15 protein-coding genes and 1 pseudogene are annotated in these 13,805 nt (G+C 70.0%); 10 read left to right on the top strand and 6 right to left on the bottom strand.

Annotated features, from left to right (window positions below):
- Positions 1 to 5 precede the first annotated feature (5 nt).
- A complete protein-coding gene (locus AC3XYG_RS10355) occupies positions 6 to 527 on the top strand; it encodes a S49 family peptidase (protein ID WP_489139746.1) in 522 nt (173 codons plus the stop codon).
- Between the two features lie 54 nt (positions 528 to 581).
- Here AC3XYG_RS10355 and AC3XYG_RS10350 read toward each other — a convergent pair.
- Positions 582 to 1,313 (bottom strand): annotated as a pseudogene (locus tag AC3XYG_RS10350) (TlyA family RNA methyltransferase); the annotation flags it as partial.
- A gap of 108 nt (positions 1,314 to 1,421) precedes the next feature.
- On the opposite strand from AC3XYG_RS10350, the gene AC3XYG_RS10345 reads away from it, so the two are divergent.
- Complete coding sequence (locus tag AC3XYG_RS10345) at positions 1,422 to 2,501, top strand: Gfo/Idh/MocA family protein (RefSeq protein ID WP_489139744.1); 1,080 nt, start codon at positions 1,422 to 1,424, stop codon at positions 2,499 to 2,501.
- An 18-nt stretch (positions 2,502 to 2,519) separates the two neighbouring features.
- Here AC3XYG_RS10345 and AC3XYG_RS10340 read toward each other — a convergent pair whose 3' ends face one another.
- Positions 2,520 to 2,930 carry a response regulator gene (locus tag AC3XYG_RS10340; RefSeq protein ID WP_489139743.1) on the bottom strand — a complete coding sequence of 137 codons (411 nt, stop codon included), beginning with the start codon at positions 2,928 to 2,930 and terminating at the stop codon, positions 2,520 to 2,522.
- A gap of 321 nt (positions 2,931 to 3,251) precedes the next feature.
- Between AC3XYG_RS10340 and AC3XYG_RS10335 the strand changes: the two genes are divergently transcribed.
- The 3 genes from AC3XYG_RS10335 (at position 3,252) to AC3XYG_RS10325 (ending at position 8,376) form a co-directional block, all read left to right on the top strand.
- Complete coding sequence (locus AC3XYG_RS10335; RefSeq protein WP_489139742.1) at positions 3,252 to 4,301, top strand: efflux RND transporter periplasmic adaptor subunit; 1,050 nt, start codon at positions 3,252 to 3,254, stop codon at positions 4,299 to 4,301.
- A gap of 1 nt (position 4,302) precedes the next feature.
- Positions 4,303 to 7,416 (top strand): efflux RND transporter permease subunit, encoded by a 3,114-nt coding sequence (locus AC3XYG_RS10330; RefSeq protein ID WP_489139741.1) that lies wholly within the window; start codon positions 4,303 to 4,305, stop codon positions 7,414 to 7,416.
- 165 nt (positions 7,417 to 7,581) lie between these two features.
- A complete protein-coding gene (locus AC3XYG_RS10325; RefSeq protein ID WP_489139740.1) occupies positions 7,582 to 8,376 on the top strand; it encodes an undecaprenyl-diphosphate phosphatase in 795 nt (264 codons plus the stop codon).
- A gap of 10 nt (positions 8,377 to 8,386) precedes the next feature.
- Here the strand turns inward: AC3XYG_RS10325 and AC3XYG_RS10320 are convergent, their stop codons facing one another.
- The 3 genes from AC3XYG_RS10320 to AC3XYG_RS10310 all read right to left on the bottom strand — a co-directional run bounded on the left by AC3XYG_RS10320 (position 8,387) and on the right by AC3XYG_RS10310 (position 10,391).
- Positions 8,387 to 8,680: a hypothetical protein gene (locus AC3XYG_RS10320; RefSeq protein ID WP_489139739.1), complete on the bottom strand. Its 294-nt coding sequence runs from the start codon at positions 8,678 to 8,680 to the stop codon at positions 8,387 to 8,389.
- A gap of 194 nt (positions 8,681 to 8,874) precedes the next feature.
- Positions 8,875 to 10,098: a family 1 glycosylhydrolase gene (locus tag AC3XYG_RS10315; protein ID WP_489139738.1), complete on the bottom strand. Its 1,224-nt coding sequence runs from the start codon at positions 10,096 to 10,098 to the stop codon at positions 8,875 to 8,877.
- Complete coding sequence (locus AC3XYG_RS10310; RefSeq protein ID WP_489139737.1) at positions 10,056 to 10,391, bottom strand: cupin domain-containing protein; 336 nt, start codon at positions 10,389 to 10,391, stop codon at positions 10,056 to 10,058. The genes AC3XYG_RS10315 and AC3XYG_RS10310 overlap by 43 nt, the downstream gene beginning before the upstream one ends.
- Before the next feature lie 146 nt (positions 10,392 to 10,537).
- Between AC3XYG_RS10310 and AC3XYG_RS10305 the strand changes: the two genes are divergently transcribed.
- The 5 genes from AC3XYG_RS10305 to AC3XYG_RS10285 all read left to right on the top strand — a co-directional run bounded on the left by AC3XYG_RS10305 (position 10,538) and on the right by AC3XYG_RS10285 (position 13,654).
- Complete coding sequence (locus AC3XYG_RS10305) at positions 10,538 to 10,963, top strand: acyl-CoA thioesterase (protein ID WP_489139736.1); 426 nt, start codon at positions 10,538 to 10,540, stop codon at positions 10,961 to 10,963.
- A gap of 70 nt (positions 10,964 to 11,033) precedes the next feature.
- Positions 11,034 to 12,017 carry a malate dehydrogenase gene (locus AC3XYG_RS10300; RefSeq protein ID WP_489139735.1) on the top strand — a complete coding sequence of 328 codons (984 nt, stop codon included), beginning with the start codon at positions 11,034 to 11,036 and terminating at the stop codon, positions 12,015 to 12,017.
- A gap of 116 nt (positions 12,018 to 12,133) precedes the next feature.
- The gene (gene mdh, locus AC3XYG_RS10295) at positions 12,134 to 13,093 is read left to right on the top strand and encodes a malate dehydrogenase (protein ID WP_489139734.1); all 960 of its coding nucleotides are present in this window, start codon (positions 12,134 to 12,136) and stop codon (positions 13,091 to 13,093) included.
- A gap of 22 nt (positions 13,094 to 13,115) precedes the next feature.
- The gene (locus tag AC3XYG_RS10290; RefSeq protein ID WP_489139733.1) at positions 13,116 to 13,313 is read left to right on the top strand and encodes a hypothetical protein; all 198 of its coding nucleotides are present in this window, start codon (positions 13,116 to 13,118) and stop codon (positions 13,311 to 13,313) included.
- A 98-nt stretch (positions 13,314 to 13,411) separates the two neighbouring features.
- Positions 13,412 to 13,654: a hypothetical protein gene (locus AC3XYG_RS10285; RefSeq protein ID WP_489139732.1), complete on the top strand. Its 243-nt coding sequence runs from the start codon at positions 13,412 to 13,414 to the stop codon at positions 13,652 to 13,654.
- Between the two features lie 25 nt (positions 13,655 to 13,679).
- Here the strand turns inward: AC3XYG_RS10285 and AC3XYG_RS10280 are convergent, their stop codons facing one another.
- Complete coding sequence (locus AC3XYG_RS10280) at positions 13,680 to 13,793, bottom strand: hypothetical protein (protein ID WP_489139745.1); 114 nt, start codon at positions 13,791 to 13,793, stop codon at positions 13,680 to 13,682.
- Positions 13,794 to 13,805 lie beyond the last annotated feature (12 nt).

The following is a 13,805-nucleotide window of genomic DNA, read 5'->3' as shown; positions in this document are numbered from 1 at the left end:
AGCCCGTGCTGCAGGCGCTGTGGAAGAAGGTCGGCATCAACTGGGGCTCGGTGCAGCGCGGCCGCAACGCCGGCATCTGGACCATCAACGCGCCGTTCGACGCCAGCGAGAAGCCCCGGTTCGAAGCGGGGGTCGATGCCGGCTACGACGCCTTCCTGCAGTTGGTGGCCAAGGGCCGCGGCATGGACCCGAAGGCGGTCGACGCCATCGCCCAGGGACGGGTCTGGCTGGGCACCGAGGCGGCGAAGAACGGCCTGGTCGACAAGCTCGGCGGGCTCGACGCCGCCATGGTGATCGCCCGCCAGGCGATCGGGCTGGCCCCCGACGCCAAGGTGACCGTGCTGCGGCTGCCGCACGCACCCTCGCCGCTGGAGGCGCTGCGCCGGCTGGTGTCCGGCAGTTCCTCGCTCGGCGCGGATGCGCTGGCCCAGATCGGGCTTGGCCCAGTGGTGCAGCGCTTCGGCGCCATGGCCGCCGCCGCCGACGGACCGGTCGCGGCGATGGAGCCGCTGCAGATCGGGCGCTGAGCAGCCGTTTTGTCGGTTGGGTTCGCGGACCGCGAACCCAACCAACGATTCGAGCCGCCCGCCGATCAGGAATTCGACATTGCCCTCGGGCCCGGTGATCGGGCTGACGGTGACGCCCAGCACCTGCCAGCCCGGCCGGGCGGCGAGCCAGGCGGCGATGCGGTCGCAGACCTCGCGGTGCAGGTCGGGATCGCGCACCACCCCGCCCTTGCCAACCCGGTCGGGTCCGACCTCGAATTGCGGCTTGATCAGCGCCACCAGCCAGGCGCCGGGCGCGGCGAGGCCGAGCGCTGCCGGCAGCACCGTCTCCAGCCCGATGAAGCTGGCGTCGCACACCACGATGCCCGGCGCGTCGGGGATCAGTGCCCGGTCGAGATGCCGGGCGTTGGTGCGCTCCAGCACCACCACCCGCGGATCCTGACGCAGCGACCAGGCCAGCTGGCCGTGGCCGACATCGACGGCATAGACCTTCACCGCGCCGCGGTTGAGCAGGACATCGGTGAAGCCGCCGGTCGAAGCGCCGACGTCGAGCCCGACCAGCCCGGCCGGATCGATGCCGAAATGGTCCAGGCCCTTGACCAGCTTCAGGCCGCCGCGGCTGACCCAGGGGTGGTCGCGGCCGCGCACCGACACTGCCTCGGGCACGGCGATGCCGTCGCCCGGCTTGTCGACCCGGCGGGTGCCCTCATAGACCAGCCCGGCCAGGATCAGGGCCTGGGCGCGGGCCCGGCTTTCGGCCAGGCCACGTTCGACCAGCACCAGATCCGCCCGTGGTCGCTTCGCCATCGCTCTCTCCGCCAACCCGTCGGATGCGGTTTACACCGTTTGGGGTTCTGGGGTGAGATCGGAGTCCGCCTCCGAGTCCGTGGCCCCCGAATCTCGAGGATCCGCCCCGTGAGCCCTTGCAATTTCGCCATCGTCGGCCCCGGCTGGCGCACTGAATTCTTCCTGCACGTCGCCCGGGCGCTGCCCGACCGGTTCCGGATCGACGGCGTGGTCGTGCGCGACCCGGCCCGCGGCGCCACCTTCGAGGCGCAATGGGGCCTGCCGACCTTCCGGTCGACCGAGGCGCTGCTGCGCCTGACCCGGCCGCGCTTCACCGTGGTGTCGGTGCCGCAGCCGGCCGCGCCCGGGGTGATCGCCGAGTTGGCCGATGCCGGCATGCCGGTGCTGACGGAAACGCCGCCGGCGCCGGACATGGATGGCTTGCTGCGTCTGGCGGCCCTGATCCAGGGCGGCGCCGTGATCCAGGTGGCGGAGCAGTATTTCCTGCAGCCGACCCACGCCGCCCGCCTGGCCCTGATCGCCGCCGGCCGGATCGGCACGCCCAGCCACGCCCATGTCTCGGTGGCGCACGCCTATCACGGCACCAGCCTGATCCGGAAATATCTCGGCCTCGGCTTCGAGAACGCCACGATCGTCGCGCAGGGATTCCAGAGCCCGATCATCGCCGGCCCGACCCGGGCCGGGCCGCCCGACGTGCTGCGCATGGCCACATCGGACCAGACCATCGCCACGCTGGATTTCGGCGACCGGCTGGCGGTGTTCGACTTCAACGGCGACCAGCACCAGTCCTGGATCCGGTCGCCACGGCTGCTGGTGCGGGGTGAGCGCGGCGAGATCCTGGATGATGAGCTGCGCTTCCTGCAGGACCATCGCACGCCGGTGACGCTGCGGCTGCTGCGCCAGGATTCCGGCCATTACGCCGACATCCAGGGCTATTGCCACCAGGGCATCCTGGCCGGGGCGGAGTGGATCTACCGCAACCCGTTCCCGGGCGCCCGGCTGAACGACGACGAGATCGCCGTCGCCGCCTGCCTGGCCGGCATGGCGCGCACCGTGGAGACGGGGGAGGAGATCTACAGTTTCGCCGATGCGGCGCAGGACCAGTACCTGGCGCTGTCGATCGCGGCGGCACGGGAATCGGGCCAGGCGGTGCGGACCGAGACCCAGCCCTGGGCCATCAGGCCCTGAGCGTTCAGGCGTGGCGGATCAGTGGATGCTGCCGTCGCCCAGCGCGAAGATCGACTGCACCAGGCCGGAGAAGCGGCGCGGATCGTAGGGCTTGGACAGGATCGGCAGGTTGCGGTAGGCCGCGGGCAGGCTTTCCCTGGGATAGCTGGTGGCCAGGATCACCGGCACGCCGCGCTGCAGCAGGATGTCGACCGCTGCGAAGGCCGCGGCCCCGGCCAGGTTGAGGTCGACCATGGCGCCGTCGATCGGCTGGCTGCGCGCCATCTCGACCGCCCGCGACACGGTCGAGGCCGGACCGACCACGGTGCAGCCCCAATGCTGCAGAGTCAGTTCCAGATCCAGTGCGACGATCTGTTCGTCCTCGACGATCAGAATGCGACGGCCGTGGAGATCGACCACGTCCTCGCCTTCGCTGTAGAGCAATCCCATTTCGCCCACCCGTGGCGACCGGCGTGTGGTGCGCCAGCCCCGTCCTTGATGTCGACCCGTCAGCGGGCCCGGCAGAAATTCGTCATTTCCATGGCATCAACACCCGATATCCGGGGCTGTTCCATTGACCCGCCGCCGGCCCGACGGAATCTTTCGTCTGTGCCGTGAAGGACACGGGCGTCAACACGAAGTCCAAAACGGACACCAATCAGACACACGCCTTTGGTACTAGGATGGGGCGCCGGTACGGTGCGGAGACGCCGAGGACGGTGCGAGAGAAGGGGGTTCACGAGACGCATGCGCGTTTGGAAACAATTGGCCGTGACCGGCCTGCTTGCCTTGGCGGGAGCGGGAATCTGGCTGTATGGGCCGTGGACGGCGGATGGCGCGATCGCGCCGCATGGCGCCGCGCCGGCCCCGGTGATGCTGGCCCCGGTGCGCCGCGGCGCGGTGGCCGAGGCGGTCGACGCCGTCGGCACCACCCGGGCGCGGGAGGCGGTGACGATCACCGCCAAGACCACCGGCATCGTCGGCGCCATCACCTTCGAGGACGGCCAGACCGTCGCCGCCGGCGCGCCGATCATCCGGCTGGACAGCGCCGAGCTTGAGGCCATGGTGGTTTCCGCCCAGGCCGAGCTGCGCAATTCCCGCCAGGCCCTGGACCGGGCCGAGACGCTGGCGAAGTCGAAAAACACCACCCAGGCCCAGGTCGATACGCTGCAGGCCGATTTCGACGTCCGGACCGCCACGCTGGCGGCGCAGAAAGCGCGGCTGGCCGATCGCGTGATCGCGGCGCCCTTCGCCGGCACGCTGGGCATCCGCCAGGTCAGCATGGGTGCGCTGGTGTCGCCCGGCACCCCGATCGTCACCCTGGACGACCTGACCCGGGTGAAGGTCGATTTCAACCTGCCCGAGATCCTGCTGTCGCGCCTGTCGCCCGGCCTGACCCTGACGGTGCGCAGCGACGCCTATCCCGACCGCAGCTTCACCGCGATCGTGACCTCGGTCGGCACCCGCATCGACCCGGCGACCCGGTCGGTCAACACGGTGGCCGAGATCGACAACAGCGACGGGCTGCTGCGGCCCGGCATGTTCATGACCGTGCGGGTGCAGCTGTCGGTCACCCCAGATGCGCTGCTGGTGCCGGAACAGGCGCTGGTGCCGCAGGGCGCCCGCCAGTTTGTCTACCTGGTCGACGACAACCGGGCGGTGCGGCGCGAGGTGACGCTGGGCACCCGGATGCATGGCGAGGTGCAGATCCTGTCGGGGCTGGAGCCCGGCGACACCGTGGTGACCGAAGGCACCCAGCGACTGCGCGACGGCGTGCCGGTCACGGTGCAGGGCACCATCGCGGCGCCGGCGGCCAGCTGACATGGTCCTGTCCGACACCGCGATCCGCCGCCCGGTCTTCGCCGTCGTCGTCAGCCTGCTGCTGGTCGTGCTGGGCGTTTTCGCCTTCCAGCGCCTGACGGTGCGCGAATACCCGAACATCGACCCGCCGATCGTGTCGATCAGCACCACCTATGAGGGCGCGTCGGCCCAGGTGATCGAAAGCCAGATCACCCAGCTGATCGAGGAGGGGGTGTCCGGCGTCGCCGGCATCCGCACCATGCGGTCGACCAGCCAGGAGGGGCGGTCCAACGTCCGCATGGAGTTCGATGTCGACCGCGACGTCGAGAGCGCGACCAACGATGTGCGCGATTCGGTCGGCCGCGTGATCGGCCAGCTGCCCGACAACGCCGACACCCCGATCATCCGCAAGGTCGACAGCGACGCCAGCCCGATCCTCTACGCCACGCTGACCAGCGACGGCCGGTCGGCGATGGAGCTGTCCGACATGGCCCAGCGCTATGTCGTCGACCCGCTGTCGGCCGTGGCCGGCGTGGCCCAGGTAACGATCGGCGGCGAGCGCGAACCGTCGATGCGGATCTGGCTGGACCGCAACGCCATGGCGGCACGCGGCGTCACGGTGCAGGACGTCAGCAGCGCGCTCGAGGCGCAGAATGTCGAGCTGCCGTCAGGCCGGGTCGAATCGAGCGACCGCGAGCTGACCGTTCGCACCAACACCCGGCTGACGGTGCCGGCCGAATTCGCCCGCATCGTGCTGCGCCGCGACGGCGAGACCCTGGTGCGGCTGGGCGACGTGGCGCGGGTCGAGGTGGCGGCGCGCGACGACCGCAGCGGCTTCCGCGTCAACGGCCGGCCGGCGGTCGGCGTTGGCGTGGTCAAGCAGGCCACCGCCAACACCCTGGATGTCGCCGAAGGCGTGCGCCACGCCATGGACACGCTGCGCCAGTCGCTGCCGCCCGATGTGCAGATAGAGATCGCGTCCGACGACAGCGTCTTCATCGATAAGTCGATCGAGGAGGTGTTCCTGGCGCTGGGCATCGCCCTGGCGCTGGTGGTCGGCATCGTCTTCCTGTTCCTGCGCAGCGTGCGGGCGACGCTGATTCCGGCGGTCGCAGTGCCGGTGTCGATCACCGCCTCCTTCATCATCCTCGCGGCGCTGGGCTATTCGATCAACGTGCTGACCCTGCTGGCCATGGTGCTGGCGATCGGCCTGGTGGTCGACGACGCCATCATCGTGCTGGAGAACATCAGCCGGCGGATCGAGCACGGCGAACCGCCGCTGGTGGCCGCCTATCTCGGATCGCGCCAGATCGGCTTCGCCGTGGTCGCCACCACGGCGGTGCTGACCGCGGTGTTCGTGCCGATCTCGTTCCTGCAGGGCAGCGTCGGCCGGCTGTTCGCCGAATTCGGCATCACCGTCGCCTCCTCCGTCCTGTTCTCGGCCCTGATCGCCCTGACCCTGACGCCGGCGATGTGCAGCCGGCTGCTGCGCCCGGCCAATGAGGAGACACGGCTGCACCGGGTGACCGAGCATGGCTTCGAGCTGCTGAACAGCGGCTACCGGGCGGCGCTGCGCTTCGCCCTGGGCGCGCCGCTGCTGGTCTGCGCCATCGCGGTGGCGCTGAGCCTGGGGGCAGCGGCGCTGCTGAACGGCCTGCCGCAGGAGTTCGTGCCGACCGAGGATCGCGGCCGCGTCGTGGTCAGCGCCACCGGGCCGGAGGGATCGAGCATCGACTACACCGGCGCCCAGCTGACCCGGATCGAGGCGGCGCTGAAGCCTTATGTCGAGGCCCAGGACATCACCCGCATGCTGGCCATCCTGGCGCCCGGCTGGGGCCCGACCGGGGTGAACCGGCTGACCATCGTCGGCCAGATGAAGCCGTGGGACCAGCGCACCCGGTCGCAGCAGGACGTGGTGCGCGAGCTGTCGGACAAGCTGGCCGGCATCCCCGGCATCCGCGCCGTCGGCATCAACCCGAGCGGCCTGGCCCGCGGCAGCGGCGCGCCGGTGCGCTTCGTCATCGGCGGCAACACCTATGACCAGCTGGCCGAATGGCGCGACCTGCTGGACACCCGGCTGCGCGCGTCGCCCGTGCTGCGCAATCTGCAGGCCGATTACGACGAGACCAAGCCGGAGCTGCGCGTCGCCATCGACCGCGACCGCGCCGCCGATCTGGGCATCTCGATCCGCGCCATCGGCGAGACGCTGGAGACCATGTTCGGGTCGGTCGCCGTCACCCGCTACGAGGATGATGGCGAGGAATACGACGTGGTGCTGCAGGCCCGGGCCGAGGACCGGCAGACGCCGCGCGACCTGTCGAACGTCTTCGTCCGCGCCGCCGGCGGCACGCTGGTGCCGCTGACCAGCCTGGTCAAGCTGCAGGACGTGGCCGGACCGGCCAGCCTGGGCCGGTTCGACCGGGTCCGCGCGATCACCTTCACCGCCAGCCTGGCCGACGGCGCCACGCTGGGCGATGCGGTGACCGAGGTGCGCACTGCCGTCGCCGACACCCTGCCGAACGAGGCCCGGCTGTCCTGGGACGGCGACACCCGCGAATTCCTGGAAAGCAGCGCGTCGCTGTACATCACCTTCGGCACGGCGCTGCTGATCGTGTTCCTGGTGCTGGCGGCGCAGTTCGAAAGCTTCATCCACCCGATCACCATCCTGCTGACGGTGCCGCTGGCGATCTTCGGCGCGCTGGGATCGGTGGCGCTGCTGGGCATGACCGTGAACATCTACACCCAGATCGGCATGGTCATGCTGATCGGGCTGACGGCGAAGAACGCCATCCTGATCGTCGAATTCGCCAACCAGCTGCGCGACGAGGGCCTGGGCGTGCTGGAAGCAGTACAGGAGGCGGCGACCACCCGGCTGCGGCCGATCCTGATGACCTCGATCGCCACCGCTCTCGGCGCCCTGCCGCTGGCGATCGCGACCGGGGCCGGCGCCGAATCCCGCCAGGCGATCGGCGTGGTGATCTTCGGCGGCGTCATGGTCTCGACCGTGCTGTCGCTGTTCCTGGTGCCGGTGATCTACCAGGCGCTGGCCCGCTTCACCGCCCCGGCCAGCCGCACCTCGAAGGAGCTGGAACGCCAGCTGCTGGTCCATCGCAGCGAGCGGTCGCCGGCGGAATGAGCCACCCCGCTGCCGGGACCGGCAGCGGGCACGCTCCCGGCCACAGAATTGCCCTGACTCCGGGTTACGAAATTTTAACCGGCCTCCCGGGCTGAAGCCGGGTTCCCAAAGCGGGCCGGCTCGTTCACAAGCCTGTCAGGCCTCGATCAATCCCGGAGCACCGAGTTGGACCATCTGAGCGCGATCATCCTGGGGGTGATCGAGGGCATCACCGAATTCCTGCCGATCTCGAGCACGGGGCACCTGATCATCGCCGAGCATTGGCTGGGCGAACGGTCGGACACCTTCAACATCGTGATCCAGGCCGGTGCGATCCTGGCGGTGACGGTGATCTACTGGCGCCGGCTGCTGGACCTGATCCTGGGCTGGCGCCAGCCGGAAAACCGCCGCTACGGCATCCGGCTGCTGGTGGCCTTCGCCATCACCGCGGTGCTCGGGCTGGTGGTCAAGAAGCTGGGCTTCACCCTGCCGGAGAAGGTGGCCCCGATCGCCTGGGCGCTGGTCATCGGCGGCGTCTGGATGATCTGGGCGGAACGGCAGGCGGCGAAACAGCCCGACAGCACCCGCGTGACCTGGCTGGTCGCCATCGTGGTCGGCCTGGCGCAGATCGTGGCCGGCGTCTTCCCCGGCACCTCGCGCTCCGGCGCGACCATCTTCGCCGCCATGCTGGTCGGCACCAGCAATCGCGCCGCCGCCACCGAATTCGCCTTCCTGGTCGGCATCCCGACCATGTACGCGGCCAGCGCCTACCAGCTGTACGGGGCGTTCAAGGACGGCGCCCCGCATGAGGATTGGAGCGCGCTGGCCATCGCCTTCGTCGTTTCCACCATCACCGCCTTCATCGCGGTGAAATGGCTGCTGGGCTACATCCAATCGCACCGCTTCACCGCCTTCGCGATCTACCGGATCGTGTTCGGCCTGCTGCTGCTGGGCGCGATCGCGCTGGGCTGGATCGCCTGACCCCGCTGGCCTAGCGCCAGCGGCCGCCGCCACCATGGCCGTAGCCGCCCCAGCCATAGCCGTGACCATAGCCATACCCCCGGCCGTAGCCGTAGCCGCGACCATAGCCATAGCCGCCGGAGTAGCGCGGATAACCGCCATAGTACTGGGGATAGCCGCCGTAATAGTTCGGCTCGGCATAGGCGTAGTTGCCGTAGCCATAGCCGCCATAGCCGACGGGATATGCAACGCAGCCGCCAAGTCCGATGGTGGCGGCAACCAAGCTGCCGGCCAGAACCAGCCGGCGCAGACGGGACCCTGACATGACCTGATACTCCATCAGGTCGCGGATTGGTGCCGCATCTCATCGCGGCATTCCCCCCGCGACCACAGGAATAACGTTGGGCGGCGTTGCAGGTTCCGCCAGTCCTGCCGGTGCCGCAGGAGCGGACGGACCCGGCCGATTGGCCGGGCCGCCGCGAGCGGACGGACCCGGCCAGTTGGCCGGGCCGCCGAGGCCTATCCCCGGATCCGGTGTTGCAGCCAGCCCCAGCTGGCCTTCGGCTGCGGTTCGTCGGACCGATTGTGCCAGGCGACGAGACCGGCCGGCGGTTCCGTCCCGTCATCCAGCATCGGGCCGAGAAACAGGGTTTCGAGCGGCACGCCCGCCGACCAGGCGCCATGGGCGGCGTCGAGATAGGCCTCGAGCCGGTCGATCCGGGCGCGGTCGTCGATCCGCCCGTCCACAGCAGGCGGATCCTCGACCGCGATCCTGAGGGTCAACTGGACCGGCGATTTCGGCCAGTCCCGGCCCATCCGGTCCAGCGCCCGGCGCAGCGCCTCGGGGCCGAGGGTGTCGAGCGAGACTGCCCCGCGCGGCCGGTCGACCAGCGCGACACCACCCGGCGCATCCGTCTCGATCCGGGCCCAGGCCGGCGCGGCGTGGTCGAGCAGCAGCAGGTCGACCGGGCCCCGGCAGCGCGCCGCGTCGTCATCGACGATCACCCGGCCCAGCCGTTCCACCGCCAGATCGGGGTAACGGCCGTCGCGCAGCGTCGCCACCGACGCGTCCCAGCCCAAGGCATCGGCGATGATCACGGCATCGGCAGAGCCCTGGCTGTCGTCCCACGGGTCCGGCGGCGGCGAGGCCAGCGCGGCGCCGAGGCGCCAGCGCGTGCTTTCCTGGCGCAGTGCCGCCAGCGCCAGGCCGCGGCCGAGCAGGAGATGATGCAGGATGGCGCGGAACGCCGCGGGTTCGGCCATGCCGATCGGCCGGTCGCGCCACGCCGCCTCGTCCCGGGCGAAGCCGGGCGCGCCGGCATCCACCACCAGCGCCGCCATCCGGTCGCCGATGCGGTCGGCCACGCGGCAGGCGAATTCGGCGAAGCGCCAGGCCGTGTCCCGCGCCGTCCAGCCGCCGCGCACCCGGATGTCGCGCGGCAGCCGTGCCGGCGCCAGCACCGGCCAGGGCGCCAGCCCGGACTCGCCCAGCGCATCGACGTGGCGGTCGAGCCGGGCCCGGGCCGCGGGATCCAGCTTGCCGCGCCCCTCCGGCTGCAGCGCCGCCCAGTCGAGGGCGAAGCGGCCGGCCGTCGCCCCCATCTCCGCGGCAAGGCGCAGGGAGTCGACCACCTGGCGCGGCGGCACCTCCGGCGCGGTGCCGAGATCGGCCCCCCAGCGCGGCTCGGCCCGTGCCGGTGCTACTTCTTCTCCCCGCCCTCCGGGCCCCAGAAGATCACCCATGTGGCAAAGTCATCGCTGAACTCCTCGAACCGGTGCTCCATATGCGCCGGAACGAAGATCACGTCACCCGGCCCGAAGGGTTTGCGTTCGCCGCCGCGGAAAAACACGCCGGTGCCACGCCAGACCACATACAGCTCGTCGCGGGTGTGCGGCTTCTGCGGGTCGGTGCCGCGCGGGGCGTATAGGCCCGTCTTCATGGTGCCGTGCTGCATGCGGTAGAGGAATTGCTCTCCCGGCAGGCCGGGGATGTCAGCGGCGGTCTCGGCGGCGGTGATCAGCCAGTCCTGGTCCATGGCGTCCTCCTGTGGTCCTTGTTTTCCGGCAAGGGTAGGACGTGCCCGCCGCCGCCGCGACCGGAACCTTGTCTCGTGACAACCCGCGGCTTTCCTCCGCCGCCGATTCGGAGCTATGTCGCGCTGTGCCCAGCCCGGAGACCGCGATGACCGAGACCAGCTTCGATCCGACAGACCCCGCCGCCTACCCGCATTGGGCGGACGAGCGCGTGCGCTATTCCGACACCGACGCGCTGGGCCATGTGAACAACAACGCCTATGGCGTCTATTTCGAGACCGCGCGCCTGCACTTCTTCCTGGATTCCGGGATCAAGCTGGGCAAGAGCCGCGGTGCGGTGGTGGTGCGCATCACCATGAACTTCCTGCACGAGCTGACCTGGCCGAACGACGTCCGCATCGGCACCCGGATGACGAAGCTGGGCGGCAAGTCCTTCACCTATGCCCAGGCCTTGTTCGTCGGCGACCGCTGCCATGCGACGGCGGAGACGGTGAGCGCGATGTTCGATCTGGAGACGCGCCAGTCCTTCCCGATCCCGGATGAGCTGCGCGCCCGTTTCGCGCCCGAGCTTTAGCCTTCCCCTCGTCCGGCCTCGGCCATAGATTGCGCCCGGAGCCGTTCCGGGCTCGCTGGGAGACCATCTCATGCCGAAATCCGCCCTTCACGTTGCCGTCACCGGCGCCGCCGGCCAGATCTGCTATTCGCTGCTGTTCCGCATCGCCAATGGCGACGTGTTCGGCAAGGACCAGCCGGTGGTGCTGCAACTGCTCGACCTGCCGCAGGCCCTGAAGGCCGTGCGCGGCGTGGTTATGGAGCTGGAGGATTGCGCCTTCCCGCTGCTGGCCGGCATCGTCGTCACCGATGATCCGAAGACCGCCTTCCGCGATGTCGACGCCGCCTTCCTGGTCGGGTCGCGGCCGCGGTCGCAGGGCATGGAGCGGCGCGACCTGCTGTCGGCCAATGCCGAGATCTTCAAGGTGCAGGGCCGCGCCCTGAACGAGGCGGCCAAGCGCAGCGTCAAGGTGCTGGTGGTCGGCAACCCGGCCAACACCAACGCCTATATCGCGGCCCACAGCGCGCCGGACCTGCCGGCCGGCAACATCACCGCGATGGTGCGCCTGGACCACAACCGCGCGCTGGCACAGCTGGCGGCGAAGGCCGGCGTCGGCACCGCCGAGATCGACAAGCTGGTGATCTGGGGCAACCATTCCCCGACCATGTTCGCCGATTACCGCTTCGCCACCACCGGCGGCCGCAAGCTGCCCGAGGTGATCGGCGACGAGATCTGGTACCGCGAGACGCTGATCCCGACCGTGGCCCGCCGCGGCAGCGCGATCATCGAGGCCCGCGGGTCCTCCTCCGCCGCCTCGGCCGCCAATGCGGCGATCGACCATATGCGCGACTGGGTGCATGGCAGCGACGGCCGCTGGGTGTCGATGGGCATCCCCTCGGATGGCAGCTACGGCGTGCCCGAAGGGCTGGTCAGCGGTGCCCCGGTGATCTGCGCCGATGGCGGCTACCAGCGCGTCACCGGCCTGGCGATCGACGATTTCGCCCGGTCGATGCTGGACAAGACCGTGGCCGAGCTGGCCGAGGAGCGCGAGGCGGTCGCCGCCCTGCTGGCCTGAGCCTGAGGTGGGCCGGGGCGTGCCCGCAGCGGGCATGACCCCGGCTTGCCGCACCAGCGAAATCGCGCTAGGACACGGCCCGTCTTTTCTGTTGCTCATCGGAAGGATGGCACGTCATGGCGCGCAACAAGATCGCCCTTATCGGCGCGGGGCAGATCGGCGGCACCCTCGCCCTTCTCGCCGGGCTCAAGGAGCTCGGTGACATCACCCTGTTCGACGTCGTCGACGGCGTGCCGCAGGGCAAGGCGCTGGATATCGCCGAAGCCTCGCCGGTCGAAGGCTTCGACGCCGTGCTGAAGGGCGGCAGCGACTATTCCGCCATCGCCGGCGCGGATGTCGTGATCGTCACCGCCGGCGTGCCGCGCAAGCCGGGCATGAGCCGCGACGACCTGATCGGCACCAACACCAAGGTGATGCAGGCGGTCGGCGCCGGCATCAAGCAGCACGCCCCCGACGCCTTCGTCATCTGCATCACCAACCCGCTGGACGCCATGGTCGGCGTGCTGCGCGAGGTGTCCGGCCTGAAGCCGGAGAAGGTGGTCGGCATGGCCGGCGTGCTCGACTCCGCGCGGTTCCGCTACTTCCTGGCCGAGGAGTTCAAGGTCTCGGTCGAGGACGTGACCGCCTTCGTGCTGGGCGGCCATGGCGACAGCATGGTGCCGCTGGCCCGCTATTCCACCGTCGCCGGCATCCCGCTGCCCGACCTGGTCAAGATGGGCTGGACCACGCAGGAGAAGCTGGACCAGATCATCCAGCGCACCCGCGACGGCGGCGCCGAGATCGTCGGCCTGCTGAAGACCGGCAGTGCCTTCTACGCCCCCGCCTCCGCCGCCATCGCCATGGCCGAGAGCTATCTGCGCGACAAGAAGCGCGTGCTGCCCTGCGCCGCCTATCTGAACGGCGAATACGGCGTCAAGGACTTCTACATCGGCGTGCCGGTGGTGATCGGCGCCGGCGGTGTGGAGCGGATCGTCGAGGTCCAGTTCAACGCCGACGAGAAGGACGCCTTCGACAAGTCCGTCGCCGCGGTGAAGGGCCTGGTCGAGGCCACCAAGAAGCTGATGGCCGCCGCCTGATCTCTCCGTCCGGATCAGTGAGATGACGATCGCCGCAGGCCCCTCGGTCTGCGGCGGTTTCGTTCGGCCGATTTCCGCCGCAATCGCGGGTCAACCTCCTGCCTGGCGCATTCCGCGCCGGCCGTCGGATAGACCCATGCTGCGCATTGCCATGACCACTGTGTTCTTCTCGGCTCTGGTCGCGCTGTCGGCCTGCGGCGGCCTGCACTGGAGCGCCTGATACCGACCAGCGCGGCAGCGCGCCCCCTCGCCTCCGCCGCCACGGATGGCTAGAGTGCGGCCCGACCAAGACCGCCCATCACGACCAAGGAATTGCCCATGACCCGTTTGATCCTGGTGGCTGCCGCCCTGCCGTTGCTGCTGCTCTCCGCCTGCGGCGACGACAGCATCCCGATGGACAAGCCGATCACCCAGGCCGAACCGGCGCCCCAGGCGGTTCCAGCCGAGCCGATCGAGCGCCAGCCGCTGTCGGCACCGCCATCGTCGCTGACCGGCGTGGCCGATCCGGCGGATCCGGCCGCCCAGACGCCGCCGACGAAGACCCCGCCGAAGAAGAAGTAGGCCGTCCCCGGGGCGGGCTCGCCCTTCAGGCCACCGGCAGGTTGTCGAGCAGCCGGGTCTGGCCGAGGCGGACGGCGGCGATCAGCCGCCGCTTCTGCCCCGGCATCGGCTCGCCCAGGGTTTCGGCGTCGCGCAGCACGAGATAATCGAC

The sequence above is a fragment of the Inquilinus sp. genome (assembly GCF_057815775.1).
This window is presented reverse-complemented; position numbering and strand designations above follow the sequence as displayed.

Coding starts and splice junctions, on each gene's coding strand:
- AC3XYG_RS10340 (WP_489139743.1), bottom strand. CDS start 2,930: ATGGGATTGCTCTACAGCGAAGGCGAGGACGTGGTCGATCTCCACGGC.
- AC3XYG_RS10330 (WP_489139741.1), top strand. CDS start 4,303: ATGGTCCTGTCCGACACCGCGATCCGCCGCCCGGTCTTCGCCGTCGTC.
- AC3XYG_RS10320 (WP_489139739.1), bottom strand. CDS start 8,680: ATGTCAGGGTCCCGTCTGCGCCGGCTGGTTCTGGCCGGCAGCTTGGTT.
- AC3XYG_RS10315 (WP_489139738.1), bottom strand. CDS start 10,098: ATGGGTGATCTTCTGGGGCCCGGAGGGCGGGGAGAAGAAGTAGCACCG.
- AC3XYG_RS10310 (WP_489139737.1), bottom strand. CDS start 10,391: ATGGACCAGGACTGGCTGATCACCGCCGCCGAGACCGCCGCTGACATC.
- AC3XYG_RS10305 (WP_489139736.1), top strand. CDS start 10,538: ATGACCGAGACCAGCTTCGATCCGACAGACCCCGCCGCCTACCCGCAT.
- AC3XYG_RS10300 (WP_489139735.1), top strand. CDS start 11,034: ATGCCGAAATCCGCCCTTCACGTTGCCGTCACCGGCGCCGCCGGCCAG.
- mdh (WP_489139734.1), top strand. CDS start 12,134: ATGGCGCGCAACAAGATCGCCCTTATCGGCGCGGGGCAGATCGGCGGC.
- AC3XYG_RS10290 (WP_489139733.1), top strand. CDS start 13,116: ATGACGATCGCCGCAGGCCCCTCGGTCTGCGGCGGTTTCGTTCGGCCG.
- AC3XYG_RS10285 (WP_489139732.1), top strand. CDS start 13,412: ATGACCCGTTTGATCCTGGTGGCTGCCGCCCTGCCGTTGCTGCTGCTC.